Genomic DNA, 14,476 nt, shown 5'->3' on the forward strand with positions numbered 1-14,476 from the left:
TTTCATGAGCGCCCATCCGACCCTCGGTTTTGTCCTACACGACGTCGCCCGTCTGCTTCGCAAGCGGTTCGAGCAGCGCGCTAAATGCCTCGGGCTGACCCGCTCGCAATGGCAAACGCTTGCCTATCTCGCGAACAACGAGGGTATTCACCAGGGTGGGCTCGCCGAGATCCTCGAAGTCGAGCCGATCACGCTGGTGCGAATTCTCGACAAGCTTGCCGAACGCGGACTTGTCGAACGGCGGCAGCATCCGGCGGACCGGCGCGTCTGGCTTCTTTACATGCGTGACGAGGCCTTGCCGCTGCTTGCGCAAATGCGGGTGATCGGAGAAGCCACGCGCGGCGAAGCCCTCGACGGCGTCCGCGCCGAGCAGCGCGAACAGCTCTTTCAAATCCTATCGCTGATGAAAACAAATCTAGTGCAGGCGTGCCGCACACCGGCCGCCGCCGGGAATGAGCAGAACCATGGTTGAAAAATCCTCCCTCCGCGTCGTTGACGACGCCAACGCCAAGAATCCGACCGAAGACAAGATCCCGATCGAAGACAAGGAAGTCTCCGAAACCCAGGAAACGGTAGCCGAAGCGCCTTCATCCAATTCAGCGCCGGCCGCCGCAGTGGCTGCGTCCGACGGCATCAGCGTCCGCCGTCGGCGCAGCCTCACCCGCCCCGTGCTGTTTGCGCTGCTGCCTATTGCCCTTGTTGCCGGCGGCTATTTCTACGTGAATGGCGGGCAGGTCATGTCGACCGACAATGCCTATATCCAGGCGGATATGGTCGGCCTGACGACGGATGTTTCCGGCATCGTCGACCAGATCAACGTTCACGAGAACGAAACGGTCAAGGCCGGGCAGGTGCTCTTTAGCCTGAAATCCGACAGCTTCAGGATCGCGCTCGACGGCGCCAAGGCCCAGCTTGGCGTCCAGCGCAACCAGATCGAAAACCTGAAGGCGAGCTACCGGCAGTCGCTTGCGGAAATCACGCAGGCGCAGGCCGATATCCCGTATTTCCAGGCGCAGTTCGATCGTCAGCAGAGCCTCGTCAACAGTTCGGCCGTAACACGTGCCGCCTATGATGAAGCCAAGCACGATCTCGATGCTGCGCTTCAGAAGGTTGCCGTCGCCAGGGCGCAGGCTGCGACCACGCTTGCAGAGCTCGGCGACGATGCCAGCCAGCCGGTCGAGCAGAACCCGCTCTACCTGCAGGCAAAATCAAATGTCGACAATGCCCAGCGCGAGCTCGACCATAGCGTCGTCAAGGCGCCGTTCGACGGCGTCGTAACCAATGTCAACGCGCTGCAGGTCGGCTCCTACCTGCAGGCCTCGCAACAGGCCTTCTCGCTTGTTGCGACCAATCGGCTTTGGATCGCTGCAAGCCCGAAGGAAACCGAGCTTACCTACGTAAAGCCGGGCCAAGAGGCGAGCATCTTTGTCGACACCTATCCGGGCGTCGAATGGAAGGGCAAGGTCGAAAGCATCAGTCCGGCATCCGGCTCGAGCTTCTCGCTGCTTCCGGCGCAAAACACCACCGGCAACTGGGTGAAGGTCGTGCAGCGTATTCCGATCCATGTCAGCATCGACGATGCCGACGGCAAGCCGCCGCTTCGCGTCGGCATGAGCACGATCGTCGATGTCGATACCGGCCATGCCCGCGGCCTGCCGGATTTCGTCAACAGGCTGTTGGGCCGCGAAGCCGGCAAGGGCCATGAGTAACGCTGCAGCATCTCCCCCCGGCCCGGTTGCCAATCGCGGTGCGATCACGGCCTGCGTCATTCTCGCCGTCATCATGCAGGCGCTCGACACCACCATCGCCAACGTCGCGCTGCCCTATATCCAGGGGAGCGTTTCGGCCTCCGCCGACCAGATCAACTGGGTCCTGACGTCCTATATCGTCGCGGCCGCCATCATGACGCCGCCGTCGGGCTTCCTTGCCGCCAAGTTCGGCCGCAAGAACGTGCTCCTGACGGCAATTGCCGGCTTCGTCGTGGCATCGGTGCTTTGCGGCGTAGCGCAATCATTGCCGCAGATCGTCGCCTTCCGCCTTCTCCAGGGCCTCTTCGGGGCTGCTCTCGTACCGCTCTCCCAGGGCATCCTCCTCGACATCTATACGGTCGAGGAGCGCGGCTCGGCCATGGCCTTATTCGGCGTCTCGGTCATGGTCGGGCCGGTCCTGGGGCCGGTCATCGGCGGCTGGCTGACCGACAACATCAGCTGGCGCTGGGTGTTCTATATCAACGTGCCGATCGGTGCGCTCGCCTTTGCGGGCATCGTCATCTTCGTCAGCGAAACGAAGCGCGATGCGCTCGCAAAGCTCGACTGGTTCGGGTTCGGCATGATGAGCCTCTTCATCGCCGCGCTGCAGCTGTTTTTAGACCGCGGTGAGCAGCTCGACTGGTTCTCGTCCGGCGAGATCATGGTCGAAGCGATCGTCTGCGCGGCAGCCTTCTATCTGCTGCTGGTTCATACGCTGACAGCCGAAAAGTCCTTCGTTAATCCACGATTGTTTCTCGACCAGAATTTCGCGATCAGCATGGTGTTCATCTTCGTGGTCGGCGTCACCTATCTCGCCTCGCTGGCGCTGATGACGCCTTATCTGCAGACGCTGATGGGCTATCCGGTCATTACGGCCGGCATCGTCATGGGGCCACGTGGCATCGGCACCATGCTTTGCATGTTCATCGTCGGGCGATTGATCGGCAAGGTCGATACCCGCTGGCTCCTCGTGTTCGGCCTCGGCCTTACGGCCTGGGCAATGTACGACATGACGGGTTGGACGCCGGACGTCTCGCAGTGGACGATCGTCTCGGTCGGTTTCATCCAGGGTGCCGGTCTCGGCTTCCTGTTCGTGCCGCTGACGACGATCGCCTTCTCGACGCTGCCGGCGCATATGCGCGCCGACGGCACGGGCCTCTACAATCTCTCCCGCAACATCGGCTCGAGCGTCGGCATTTCGATCGTCTCGGCACTGATCGTCGAGAATACGCAGAGCAATCACGCTTCGATCGCGGCCTATGTCACGCCGTTCAACCGGGCCTTTGATGCCGCCGCCGCGCAGTCGCTCAGCCCGCTCACCGCGGCAGGCCGGGCTTCGCTCAACGAGCTCATCACGCTGCAATCGACGATCATCGCTTACATGGACGACTTCAAGCTCCTGATGCTGATGTCGCTTGCGGTGATGCCGCTGGCGCTCATCTTGCGCAAACCCAAGGCGGCGCCGGCATCAACGGATCACAGCGCCGTCATGGATTGATCAGCGGAACGGCTTGCTCAGATATCGCGAGCCCTGAATGCCGAAGCGCCATGGAACTTCGGCATTCTTCGTTATGCCGATCCGCGTGCCCGAGGCGATCGGAACCGGCGCCGAGGGAAAGATCGCAAATGGCGGGCGCTCGAGCAGGCGGTCGTTGATCGCGATATCGATATCGAGCGCCTGGCAGAGCTTGCCGGGACCGCTGCAGAGCCGAGTGACCACATCGGTGCCGCGGCGCTCGATCATTCCAGCGATACCGCTTTGCGGCTCCAGCGCGCGGATGAGGACGGCCGAGCCCGGCGTGCAGACGAAGTTCAGGCACCAGTACATGCCGTAGATGCGGTAGATATAGACGTTGCCCGGCGGGCCGAACATCGCGCCGTTGCGCCTGGTCGGTCCGCGGAAACTGTGCGAGGCCTCGTCGTGCGGGAAATAGGCCTCCGTCTCGGTGATGCGCCCGCCCGCACCATTGACGAGCAGGTGGCAGCCGATGAGATCGCGCGCGACGGCGATCGCATCGCGCTCGAAGAAGCCTCGAAGCTCACTACCGGTCAACGGAGCGTTTCCAATGGCACTTGTGTCCGTCATTCAAGTTCCTGTCGTTTGATTCCGGCCGATATCATCGCGCATCAAATGCGACTACCCGAAACTTGCCCGCTGCTGCCCAAAGAGCTTCACCAGCCAGTCTATGAAGACGCGGACGCGCGGCGAAAGCTGACGATTGCGCGGATAAAGGAGCGAGACCGGCGTCTCGGTCGGCGGGAAGCCTCTCAGGATCTGAACCAGCTCACCGGAGGCGATGTAGCTTTCGGCATGGTAGCGCGGCACTTGGATGATGCCCAGTCCGCAGCGTGCTGCCGCATGGAGGCTTTCGGCTGCATTGACCGAGACGATGGCTGGGATCGACATGTTGCAGACCTGCCCGTCGATGATGAATTCGAGCGGCAGCAGCCCGCCCGTCGCGCTGGACCGGAACCCGACCATGCGGTGGCCGTCGAGCTTGTCCGGATGTTCCGGTATGCCATGGAGTTCGAGATAGGCGGGTGAGGCGAGGGTGATCTCTTCCAGCGAGGCCACGCGGCGGGCGATCATGTCGCTATCCTGCGGCACGCCGACGCGCAACACGCAATCGATGCCTTCACGGACGAGATCGACCAGACGATCGCCTTCACTCATGTAAAATTCGATATCCGGATACGTCTCCAGGAAGGATGGCAGGCTCGGCAGCACGAAATGCCTGGCAAGCGTACCGTGCACATCGACCCGCAACATGCCCTTCGGTTTGGCGCCGACAAAGGCGCCTTCGGCCTCCTCGATGTCGGCGAGGATCGAAAGGCAGCGCTGGTAATAGGCCTCGCCGTCGAGCGTCGGGCTGACATGGCGGGTTGTGCGCTGGAGCAGTTGCACGCCGAGGCGCGCTTCCAACTGCTTGACGGCATCGGTCACTGTCGAGCGGGGCAGGCCCGTATCCTCGGCTGCGAGCGTGAAGCTGCGGCGTTCCACGACGCGGCAAAAGACCCGCATGGCATCAAATCGGTCCATGGTATTTGTTCGCATTTGTCGGATAGTGATGCCGAAGAATGCATGATTATCCGCACTATGGAAAGTATCATCTTCTCGTCATCGAAACGCGCTGCGGCGCAAGGAACTGAAGGAGAAGGAAATGGCTAGCAATGACAACAAGGTCGCGCTTGTCACGGGTGCATCCCGCAGCATTGGTGCCGCCATTGCCGAACGTCTTGCCAAGGATGGCTTTACCGTCGTTATCAACTATTCCGGCAATGCCGCTCTCGCCGAAGAACTGGCCCAGAAAATCGAGCAGGCCGGCGGCAGGGCGCTGACGGCGAAGGCCGATGTCAGCGATCCCGAAGCGGTGCGCCGGATGTTCGATGCTGCGCAAGCAGCCTTCGGCGGTATCGACGTTCTCGTCAACAATGCCGGCATCATGATGCTGTCTGCGATCGCCGATGCCGACGATGCCAACTTCGACCGCCAGGTCAGCGTCAACCTGAAGGGCACGTTCAACACACTTCGGGAAGCCGGTAAGCGGCTGCGCAACGGCGGCCGGATCATCAACCTCTCGACCAGTGTCGTCGGCGTGAAGCTCGAAACCTACGGCGTCTATGCCGCCACCAAGGCGGCGGTGGAAATGTTGACAACGATCATGTCGAAGGAAATGCGCGGCCGGAACATCACGGTCAACGCGGTCGCTCCCGGCCCGACCGCTACCGATCTCTTCCTCAATGGCAAATCAGACGAACTCGTCGCCCGCATGGCGAAGATGAACCCGCTCGAACGCCTCGGTAGGCCGGAAGACATCGCCGCTGCCGTTTCCTTCCTCGCTGGTCCGGACGGCTCCTGGATAAACGGACAGGTCCTGCGCGCCAATGGCGGCATGGTCTAATTCGATGACATTGTTCGCGGCTCGGTGGCGGCATTATTCCGTTTTTCTGAACGGTGATGCGCGAAGTTGCGCCTTACATTCGGTCCGGATGCAGTTATATTCCATGGCAAGGAGCGAACGGAAATCCCCATTCCGGCGCCAAGCCTCCAAAAGTCCGCCGCATCATTTTCCCTGGTGATGCGGCGGGCTCTATATTCGAAGTTGATCCGATCGCGGCCCGTCGAAGGTTTTTCTGCCTTCCGGGCCGCTTCCGTTTTCAAGCGTCGTTGAGCTTGGCGTCGGCAAGCAGCTTTACCATCCAGTCCACAAAAACCCGTACCTTGTTGCTTAGGTGCCGGTTCGGCGGGTAGACGACGTAGAGCGGCAGCGGATCGCGCTTCCATTCCGGCAGAACCTGGACGAGTTCGCCTCTTGCGAGGGCGCTGCGCGCCATGAAACGGAGCGTCTGGCCGACGCCGAGGCCGGTGGTGAGGGCGCTCATGAAGGTTCTGCCGTCATTCACCGAGACGATATATCTCGGGTTTATCTCGATCGCTTCGTTGCCATTCTTGAATTCGAACGGGATCGTGCGGCCGGTCTGTGCGCGGAAATAGCTGATGCCGTAATGGCTGCTTTCGAGCTCTTGCGGGTGCGCGGGCATGCCGAATTTCTCGATGTAGCGGGGCGATGCGCAGGTGACCATTTCGATTTCGGATACACGTCTTGCGATCAACGATTGATCGGCGAGGGTGCCGGCGCGAAGGGCGCAGTCGACGTTTTCTGCAAGGTAGTCCACGGTGCGGTCGCTGACACCGAGATCAATGCGGATGTCGGGATATTTCAGGTAGAAATCGCAGAGTGCGGGCACGACGATGGTGTCGGCAAAAGCGCCTGCCATTTCAACGCGTAAGCGGCCGCTTGGAAGGCTTTGGGAGTTGGAAAGACTGCCGTCGAGCTCTTCCAGTTCGGAAACGATCTGCGAGGCGCGTTCGTAATATAGTGCGCCGTCCGTCGTCACCATGACGCGCCGCGTCGTACGATTGAGCAGCTTGGTGCGCAGATGCGCTTCCAAGCCCTGGATGAGATTGGTGATTGTCGCTTTGGGCATTGCGAGCGTGTCGGCCGCCCGTGTAAAGTTGCCCGTCTCAACGACGCGTATGAAGGCGCGCATTGCCGAGAGCTGGTCCATCGGAGATCTCCACAGTTTGCACTGCGATATTATTCGAAAATCGGAACAGTGTAATCATAATACAGCTTCTTATTCCGCGATGTGAATAACAATATCTTTTTTATCAGAATGGCAAGCTGTGGGTGCTTACCATGCGTTATCTTTGATTGAGCGAAAGCCGGACCGATGACGGTGCAGGTGAAAGACATGGTGCTGGAGAAGGTGGGCATCGGCCCCGTTTCCGCGCGCGTCTATCAAGGCGCCGAGTTCGGTAAGGGGGCGCCGATCGTTCTGTTCTTTCACGGCGGCGCCTTCCTGGAATCGGGCGTTCAGGCCGGGATCAAGGAAAGTGCGGTTGCTGAGAGCATGGCGAAAGCCGGTGCGATTGTTGCGATCCCTGACTACAACGCGCCGCTCGGCAACGTCTTTCCGAAGCCGCTGGAAGTCGGCTATTCCCTTTTTTCCTATCTTGCCAACAAGCGCGCCTCCGGCATTGGCGATCGCAACTCGCTGCTTCTGATCGCTGGCGAAGAGGCTGGCGGCAATATTGCGGCGGGTGTAGCGCTGAAGGCACGCGATCACTATGCCGACGCGCTCGACGGCCAGATCCTGATTTCGCCGCTCCTCGATCCGTTCATGGGCACCTCCTCTATCCGCAAGGCTGACGGCATCGGCATGCGCCAGCGCTGGACGGAAGGATGGAGCCATTATCTCAGCGGCGGCGGCTGTCACCCCTATGCGGCGCCCTGTCTCTGTTCGCGCATTGCCGGCGTTGCGCCGGCGCTGATTTTCACGGCGGAGGACGACCCTCTGCGCGACGAGACCGTCGGGTATGCCGCCCGCCTCAAAGCGGCAGGCGTCGAGGTCCGCCAGCATATCCTCCCCGCCGGGGCAGGCTGGCCATCTATTTACGGCGGGAAAACGGACGGCACGTCGAACTGGCAGGAGAACGTCAGCCGCGAGTTCAGAAGTTTCGTTCAGGAGTTAAGCGTCCAACACCAATTGCATTGAAAACGAACTGATTATCGTCGGCCGTATAGGGCCGTAAGGAGAGTACCAATGACGTCCAGAAAGAAGCGCTGGGCCCTGGTGGGCGCTGGCATCGGGCTTGTTGCGTCTGTTTCAGCAGCCGCCATCTTTTTTGAATTGCCGATGGGCACGGCTGCTACGGCCGCTTCCGCCCCTGCACAAGCTCCCGCTGTGCCGGTGACGGTTTCCGTCGTCGCAAGCCGTGATGTGACCACCTGGGAAGAGTTCTCGGGCCGTCTCGAAGCGGTCGACCGAGTTCAGCTACGCTCCCGCGTTGCGGGCGCCATCCAGTCGGTCCACTTCCGCGAAGGTGCACTGGTGAAGGCCGGCGACCTGCTCTTCACAATCGATCCGGCCCCTTACCAAGCGGCGGTTTCTCAAGCCGAAGGGCAGGTTGCCTCCGCCGAGGCCAAGGTCAGCTTGGCGCAGATCGAGCTTGAGCGTGGCCGCCGGCTTTCGGATAGCCGCACGATCTCGCAGAGCGATATGGACCAGCGCCAGAGCGCCTTTACTGAGGCGCAGGCAGGGCTCCGTACCGCGCAGGCGGCGCTGCAGTCGGCTCAGCTCGATCTCGGTTACACCGAGGTCCGGGCTCCGGTTTCTGGCCGAGTGGGCAAGCTGGAGATCACCGCCGGCAACCTTGTTGCTGCGGGTTCGGCTTCCCCAGCGCTCACGACGCTCGTCTCGATCGATCCGATCTATGCGAGCTTCAACGCCAGCGAAGAGATGGTGACGAAGGCGCTGTCGCAGCTTCCGGCCAATGACAGTGCAGTCCGCGCCCTCGAACAGATCCCGGTCGAGGTCGGCACGCTTGCTGATGAAGGCACGCCGATCAAAGGCAAGCTCCAGCTCGTCGACAACCAGGTCGATGCTGCAAGCGGCACGATCGGAGTCCGCGCCGTGTTCGACAATCCGGGCGGCAAGCTGATCCCAGGCCAGTTCGTTCGCGTCCGAATGGGCCAGCCGAAAGCCGAGAATAAGATTCTCGTCAGCGAGCGTGCGATTGGCACCGACCAGGACAAGAAGTTCGTCTTCGTCGTCGACGGCGAGAACAAGGTCAGCTATCGGCCGGTCGAGCTCGGTAGGGTAAGTGAAGGCCTCCGCGTCGTCGAAAGCGGTCTGAACCCGGGCGAGAAGATCGTCGTCAATGGCTTGCAGCGCATCCGTCCGGGTGCGGTGGTCGAGCCGCAGATGGAAGAGAAAGTGGCGGCCAAGTAGGGCCGCCAGAGCAATTCCCCTTCTCCCCGGCGGGGAGAAGACGTCCGCAGGACGGATGAGGGGGTGAGCGACGAACGGGCGAACGTCTGAGCCAAAAGCGAAGACGACACCTGCCGAGCCTCCCCGTCGCCCGGCCCTTCGGGCCAACCAACGAAATGATTTGACCCGCCGGCGGCACCCCAACCGCCCGACAGGGGTTTGCATCCAAGTTCATCCCGGAGAGGGCTTTGAAATGAACATCTCCAGATTCTTTGTGGACCGCCCGGTATTTGCCGGCGTGCTTTCGGTCCTCATCCTCGTAGCCGGTCTGATCGGCCTCAGGGCACTGCCGATTTCCGAATATCCGGAGGTCGTGCCGCCGTCGATCGTCGTGCGTGCCACTTATCCGGGCGCCAATCCGGACGTCATCGCGCAGACGGTTGCGACACCGCTCGAAGAGCAGATCAACGGCGTTGAGGACATGCTCTACATGTCCAGCCAGGCGACTTCCGATGGCGTCATGACGCTGACGGTAACCTTCAAGCTTGGCACCGACCCCGATAAGGCGCAGCAGCTGGTTCAGAACCGTGTTTCGCAGGCCGAACCTCGCCTGCCGGATGAGGTGAAGAGCATCGGCATCACCACCGTCAAGAGCTCTCCCGACCTGATGATGGTCGTCAACCTGATCTCTCCGGACAACCGCTACGACATCACCTATCTGCGCAATTACGGCGTCCTGAACATCAAGGATCGCCTGGCGCGCATCGATGGCGTGGGCCAGGTGCAGGTCTTCGGTTCGGGCGACTATTCGATGCGCGTCTGGATCGATCCGCAAAAGGCCGCCGAGCATAATCTCGCTGCCAGCGATATCACCAATGCGATCCGCGAGCAGAACGTTCAGGCCGCTGCCGGCACGATCGGCGCTTCGCCGAGCCTGCCAGGCACTGAGCTGCAGCTGAACGTCAACGCTCAAGGGCGCTTGCAGACGCCGGAGCAGTTCGGCAACATCATCGTCAAGTCGGGGGCCAACGGTGAAATCACCCGCCTTCGCGACGTTGCACGCATCGAACTCGGCGCTGCCGACTATTCGCTGCGCTCGATCCTCGACGGCAAGCCGGCGGTCGCCATCCCGGTCTTCCAGTCTCCGGGCTCCAACGCCATCACCATCTCGGACGAAGTCCAGAAGACGATGGAGGAGCTGAAGATCGCAATGCCGGACGGGGTCAGCTACGAGATCGTCTATGACACGACGAAATTCGTCCGTTCGTCGATCGAGAAGGTCGTCGATACGCTGCTCGAAGCCATCGCTCTTGTCGTTCTCGTCGTGATCCTGTTCCTGCAGACGTGGCGTGCCTCGATCATCCCGCTAATCGCCGTTCCGGTATCGATCATAGGTACTTTCGCGGTGATGTACGTCTTCGGCTTTTCGATCAACGCACTCAGCCTCTTCGGCCTGGTGCTGGCGATCGGTATCGTGGTGGATGATGCGATCGTCGTCGTCGAAAACGTCGAGCGCAACATCGAGAATGGGCTCAGCCCGCGCGATGCGACCTACAAGGCCATGAAGGAAGTTTCCGGCCCGATCATCGCGATCGCACTGGTGCTCGTCGCCGTCTTCGTGCCGCTCGCCTTCATCAGCGGCCTGTCAGGGCAGTTCTATCGCCAGTTCGCGCTGACGATCGCGATCTCGACGGTTATCTCGGCCTTCAACTCGCTGACCCTGTCTCCGGCGCTGGCAGCCCTCCTGCTGCAGGGCCACCACGCCAAGCGTGACTGGCTGACGCGCGGCATGGACTTCATCTTCGGCTGGTTCTTCCGCGGCTTCAACCGCGTTTTTGGTGCAGGTTCGAAAGCCTACGGCAAGGGCGTTGGCGGCCTGCTGTCGCGCAAGAGCATCGTCATGGTCATCTACCTGGCGCTGGCTGGTGCGACCTATGGCCTCTTCAATGCCGTTCCGGGCGGTTTCGTGCCGGCACAGGACAAGCAGTATCTGATCGGTTTTGCCCAGCTGCCGGATGCCGCAAGCCTTGACCGGACCGAAGACGTCATCAAGCGGATGAGCGATATCGCCATGGCCGAGCCCGGCGTTGCCCACGCAATCGCCTTTCCCGGCCTGTCGATCAACGGCTTCACCAACTCTTCAAATGCCGGCATCGTCTTTGTGACGCTGAAGGATTTTGAGGAGCGCAAGTCGCCGGCGCTTTCCGGCGGTGCGATTGCCATGTCCTTGAACCAGAAGTTCGGGGCGATCCAGGATGCCTTCATCGCCATGTTCCCGCCGCCGCCGGTCAATGGCCTCGGCACGACGGGCGGCTTCAAGATGCAGCTCGAAGACCGCGCCGGTCTCGGCTACCAGGCGCTCGACGAGGCCAACAAGGCAATGATCGCCAAGGCCTACCAGGCGCCTGAGCTGACCGGCATCTTCTCTGCTTACCAGATCAACGTTCCGCAGCTCTTTGCTGACCTCGATCGCGCGAAGGCCGAACAGCTCGGTGTCTCGGTGACCGATGTCTTCGAAACGCTGCAGATCTATCTGGGTTCGCTCTATGTCAACGACTTCAATGCTTTCGGCCGCACCTACAGCGTCCGGGTGCAGGCCGATGCGAAGTTCCGCGCCCAGGCGGACGACATCGGCCAGTTGAAGGTTCGTTCGGCATCGGGCCAGATGATCCCGCTGTCGGCGTTGCTGAAGGTCAGCGCGACGACCGGGCCGGAGCGGACCAACCGTTATAACGGTTTCCTCTCCGCCGATATCAACGGCGGTCCTGCTCCGGGCTTCTCCTCCGGCCAAGCGCAGGCCGCGATCGAAAAAATCGCCAACGAGACGCTGCCGAAGGGCATCAGCTTCGAGTGGACGGATCTGACCTATCAGCAGATCCTGGCAGGCAATTCCGGCGTGATCATCTTCCCGCTGGCGCTGCTGCTCGTCTTCCTCGTGCTAGCTGCCCAGTATGAAAGCCTGACCCTGCCGCTTGCGATCATCATGATCGTGCCAATGGGCGTGCTGGCCGCCTTGACGGGCGTCTGGCTGACGGGCGGAGATAACAACATCTTCACGCAGATTGGCCTCGTGGTCCTTGTCGGTCTCTCGGCGAAGAACGCGATCCTGATCGTTGAATTCGCCCGTGAACTGGAGTTCGAAGGCCGTACGCCGGTCCAGGCGGCGATCGAGGCAAGCCGTCTGCGTCTTCGCCCGATCCTGATGACCTCCTTGGCCTTCATCATGGGTGTCGTGCCGCTGGTCGTCTCCACCGGTGCCGGTGCGGAAATGCGCGCCGCCATGGGTGTCGCGGTCTTTGCCGGCATGATCGGCGTGACTTTCTTCGGCATCTTCATGACGCCGGTCTTCTATGTGCTGCTCCGCAAGCTGACGGGCAACCGTCCGCTGGTGCAGCACAACGACAATCGTCCGCCGTCGGAAGAGGCCGCCATTCGGGTCGCGGCGGAGTAAGCGAAAACATTATCAAATCAAAAGGCGGGACATCCGGTCCCGCCTTTTTTATTTGCATGGAGGCGTCGCAGGTTTATGTCTTGATGAACGTACATCGGATGGACGGAGCCATTCGGGAAGATATGCCTGCTGCCCGTTCTGGAGGAAAGAATGAACGACTACAAGCCGCCGACGCGCCGCCTGCGTTCGCAGGACTGGTTCGATAATCCTGACCATATCGACATGACGGCGCTCTATCTGGAGCGCTTCATGAACTACGGCATCACACCGGAAGAGTTGCGCTGTGGCAAACCAATCATCGGGATTGCCCAGAGCGGCAGCGATCTCACGCCCTGCAACAGGGTGCATGTCGAACTTGCCAAGCGGGTGCGCGACGGTATCCGCGATGCCGGCGGCATCCCGATCGAATTCCCGACGCATCCGATCTTCGAAAACTGCAAGCGTCCGACGGCCGCACTCGACCGCAATCTCGCCTATCTCGGGCTCGTCGAAATTCTCTACGGCTATCCGCTCGATGGCGTCGTGCTGACCACCGGCTGCGACAAAACCACGCCTTCGGCGATCATGGCGGCCTCCACCGTCGATATTCCCGCCATTGTACTTTCAGGCGGGCCGATGCTTGATGGGTGGCACGAGGGCGAACTGGCGGGATCGGGAACGGTGATCTGGCGCATGCGGCGCAAATACGGTGCCGGCGAAATCGACCGCGAAGAGTTCCTTCAGGCCGCGCTTGATTCCGCACCATCCGTCGGCCACTGCAATACGATGGGCACCGCTTCGACGATGAACGCGCTTGCCGAAGCACTCGGCCTGTCGCTGACGGGTTGTGGCGCCATTCCGGCGGCTTACCGCGAGCGCGGCCAGATGGCCTATCGCACCGGGCGCCGTGCCGTCGAGATCGTGTTCGAAGACCTGAAGCCGTCGGATATCCTGACGCGAGAGGCTTTCCTCAACGCCATCCGCACCAATTCGGCGATCGGCGGTTCGACCAATGCGCAGCCACATCTGGCGGCCATGGCGAAACATGCCGGCGTCGAGCTTCATCCCGACGACTGGCAGGTCCATGGCTTCGATATCCCGCTGCTTGCCAACGTCCAGCCGGCAGGCGCCTATCTCGGCGAGCGCTATCACCGGGCAGGCGGCACGCCTGCGGTCATGTGGGAACTGCTGCAGGCCGGTAAGCTCGACGGCAACTGTCGGACAGTCACCGGCAAGACCTTGGCCGAAAACCTGGAAGGCCGGCAGGCAAGCGACCGTGAGGTCATCCGGCCGTTTGCGGAACCTCTCAAGGAGCGGGCTGGCTTCCTCGTACTCAAGGGCAATCTCTTCGATTTCGCGATCATGAAGATGAGCGTGGTCTCCGACGATTTCCGCAAACGCTACCTGCAGGAGCCTGGTCGTGAAGGCATATTCGAGGGCAAGGCGGCCGTCTTCGACGGTTCCGAGGACTATCACAAGCGTATCAATGATCCGTCGCTGGATATCGACGAGAATACCATCCTCGTCATCCGCGGGGCAGGGCCGATCGGTTGGCCGGGTTCAGCCGAAGTCGTCAATATGCAGCCGCCGGACCACCTCTTGAAACGCGGCATCAGCAGCCTGCCGACGATCGGCGATGGCCGCCAATCCGGTACGGCGGACAGTCCTTCGATCCTCAATGCCTCGCCGGAAAGTGCCGCCGGCGGCGGTCTCGCCTGGCTTCGCACCGGTGACATCATCCGCATCGATTTCAATCTGGGCCGCTGCGACATGCTAGTCGACGGCGCAGAGATCGAACGGCGCAAGGGCGAGGGTATTCCGCCGGTGCCGGCGGATGCGACGCCGTGGCAGCAGATCTACCGTCGGTCGGTCAGTCAGCTTTCGGAAGGGGCTGTGCTTGAAGGGGCGGCAGACTTCCGGCAGATTGCAAGGGTTCCGCCGCGCCACAATCATTAGACGATTATTTCCTACGGGAGTAAGGAAAGTTACTCCCAATAGCCAGCTCGGCAATCCATAAAAGGCT

Annotated in this window: 11 protein-coding genes; 8 read left to right on the top strand and 3 right to left on the bottom strand. The window is 61.2% G+C overall.

The features are described from left to right. The first annotated feature begins 4 nt into the window (after positions 1-4). The 3 genes from ACZ9DP_RS19295 to ACZ9DP_RS19305 are packed head-to-tail and all read left to right on the top strand — an operon-like array spanning position 5 to position 3,246. Positions 5-472: a MarR family winged helix-turn-helix transcriptional regulator gene (locus tag ACZ9DP_RS19295; RefSeq protein ID WP_476203300.1), complete on the top strand. Its 468-nt coding sequence runs from the start codon at positions 5-7 to the stop codon at positions 470-472. Next, complete coding sequence (locus ACZ9DP_RS19300; RefSeq protein ID WP_476203301.1) at positions 465-1,709, top strand: HlyD family secretion protein; 1,245 nt, start codon at positions 465-467, stop codon at positions 1,707-1,709. Before ACZ9DP_RS19295 ends, ACZ9DP_RS19300 begins: the two co-directional genes overlap by 8 nt. Further along, positions 1,702-3,246 (top strand): DHA2 family efflux MFS transporter permease subunit, encoded by a 1,545-nt coding sequence (locus ACZ9DP_RS19305; RefSeq protein ID WP_476203302.1) that lies wholly within the window; start codon positions 1,702-1,704, stop codon positions 3,244-3,246. Before ACZ9DP_RS19300 ends, ACZ9DP_RS19305 begins: the two co-directional genes overlap by 8 nt. On the opposite strand, the gene ACZ9DP_RS19310 is transcribed toward ACZ9DP_RS19305, so the two are convergent. Further along, positions 3,247-3,834, bottom strand: a complete 588-nt coding sequence (locus ACZ9DP_RS19310) for a DNA-3-methyladenine glycosylase (RefSeq protein ID WP_476203303.1) — start codon at positions 3,832-3,834, stop codon at positions 3,247-3,249. Between the two features lie 51 nt (positions 3,835-3,885). Next, positions 3,886-4,788 (bottom strand): LysR family transcriptional regulator, encoded by a 903-nt coding sequence (locus ACZ9DP_RS19315; protein WP_476203304.1) that lies wholly within the window; start codon positions 4,786-4,788, stop codon positions 3,886-3,888. A 121-nt stretch (positions 4,789-4,909) separates the two neighbouring features. On the opposite strand from ACZ9DP_RS19315, the gene ACZ9DP_RS19320 reads away from it, so the two are divergent. Beyond that, positions 4,910-5,650: an SDR family oxidoreductase gene (locus tag ACZ9DP_RS19320; protein ID WP_476203305.1), complete on the top strand. Its 741-nt coding sequence runs from the start codon at positions 4,910-4,912 to the stop codon at positions 5,648-5,650. 256 nt (positions 5,651-5,906) lie between these two features. On the opposite strand, the gene ACZ9DP_RS19325 is transcribed toward ACZ9DP_RS19320, so the two are convergent. Continuing rightward, on the bottom strand, positions 5,907-6,818 hold the full coding sequence (locus ACZ9DP_RS19325) for a LysR family transcriptional regulator (protein ID WP_194727827.1): 912 nt from the start codon (positions 6,816-6,818) through the stop codon (positions 5,907-5,909). Positions 6,819-6,983: 165 nt separating this feature from the next. On the opposite strand from ACZ9DP_RS19325, the gene ACZ9DP_RS19330 reads away from it, so the two are divergent. The 4 genes from ACZ9DP_RS19330 to ACZ9DP_RS19345 all read left to right on the top strand — a co-directional run bounded on the left by ACZ9DP_RS19330 (position 6,984) and on the right by ACZ9DP_RS19345 (position 14,409). Then, positions 6,984-7,808: an alpha/beta hydrolase fold domain-containing protein gene (locus ACZ9DP_RS19330; RefSeq protein ID WP_074069330.1), complete on the top strand. Its 825-nt coding sequence runs from the start codon at positions 6,984-6,986 to the stop codon at positions 7,806-7,808. 48 nt (positions 7,809-7,856) lie between these two features. Further along, on the top strand, positions 7,857-9,044 hold the full coding sequence (locus ACZ9DP_RS19335; protein ID WP_194727826.1) for an efflux RND transporter periplasmic adaptor subunit: 1,188 nt from the start codon (positions 7,857-7,859) through the stop codon (positions 9,042-9,044). Positions 9,045-9,276: 232 nt separating this feature from the next. Then, positions 9,277-12,474 carry an efflux RND transporter permease subunit gene (locus tag ACZ9DP_RS19340; protein WP_194727825.1) on the top strand — a complete coding sequence of 1,066 codons (3,198 nt, stop codon included), beginning with the start codon at positions 9,277-9,279 and terminating at the stop codon, positions 12,472-12,474. A 150-nt stretch (positions 12,475-12,624) separates the two neighbouring features. Beyond that, entirely contained in the window at positions 12,625-14,409 is a 1,785-nt protein-coding gene (locus tag ACZ9DP_RS19345) for an IlvD/Edd family dehydratase (RefSeq protein WP_476203306.1), read from the top strand. Positions 14,410-14,476 lie beyond the last annotated feature (67 nt).

Source organism: Rhizobium sp. USDA 4016, assembly GCF_056279705.1.

Bases quoted from the DNA above. Each gene is read 5' to 3' on its own strand.
- ACZ9DP_RS19295 (WP_476203300.1), top strand. From the start codon at position 5: ATGAGCGCCCATCCGACCCTCGGTTTTGTCCTACACGACGTCGCCCGT.
- ACZ9DP_RS19320 (WP_476203305.1), top strand. From the start codon at position 4,910: ATGGCTAGCAATGACAACAAGGTCGCGCTTGTCACGGGTGCATCCCGC.
- ACZ9DP_RS19345 (WP_476203306.1), top strand. From the start codon at position 12,625: ATGAACGACTACAAGCCGCCGACGCGCCGCCTGCGTTCGCAGGACTGG.
- ACZ9DP_RS19335 (WP_194727826.1), top strand. From the start codon at position 7,857: ATGACGTCCAGAAAGAAGCGCTGGGCCCTGGTGGGCGCTGGCATCGGG.
- ACZ9DP_RS19305 (WP_476203302.1), top strand. From the start codon at position 1,702: ATGAGTAACGCTGCAGCATCTCCCCCCGGCCCGGTTGCCAATCGCGGT.
- ACZ9DP_RS19300 (WP_476203301.1), top strand. From the start codon at position 465: ATGGTTGAAAAATCCTCCCTCCGCGTCGTTGACGACGCCAACGCCAAG.
- ACZ9DP_RS19310 (WP_476203303.1), bottom strand. From the start codon at position 3,834: ATGACGGACACAAGTGCCATTGGAAACGCTCCGTTGACCGGTAGTGAG.
- ACZ9DP_RS19340 (WP_194727825.1), top strand. From the start codon at position 9,277: ATGAACATCTCCAGATTCTTTGTGGACCGCCCGGTATTTGCCGGCGTG.
- ACZ9DP_RS19315 (WP_476203304.1), bottom strand. From the start codon at position 4,788: ATGGACCGATTTGATGCCATGCGGGTCTTTTGCCGCGTCGTGGAACGC.
- ACZ9DP_RS19330 (WP_074069330.1), top strand. From the start codon at position 6,984: ATGACGGTGCAGGTGAAAGACATGGTGCTGGAGAAGGTGGGCATCGGC.
- ACZ9DP_RS19325 (WP_194727827.1), bottom strand. From the start codon at position 6,818: ATGGACCAGCTCTCGGCAATGCGCGCCTTCATACGCGTCGTTGAGACG.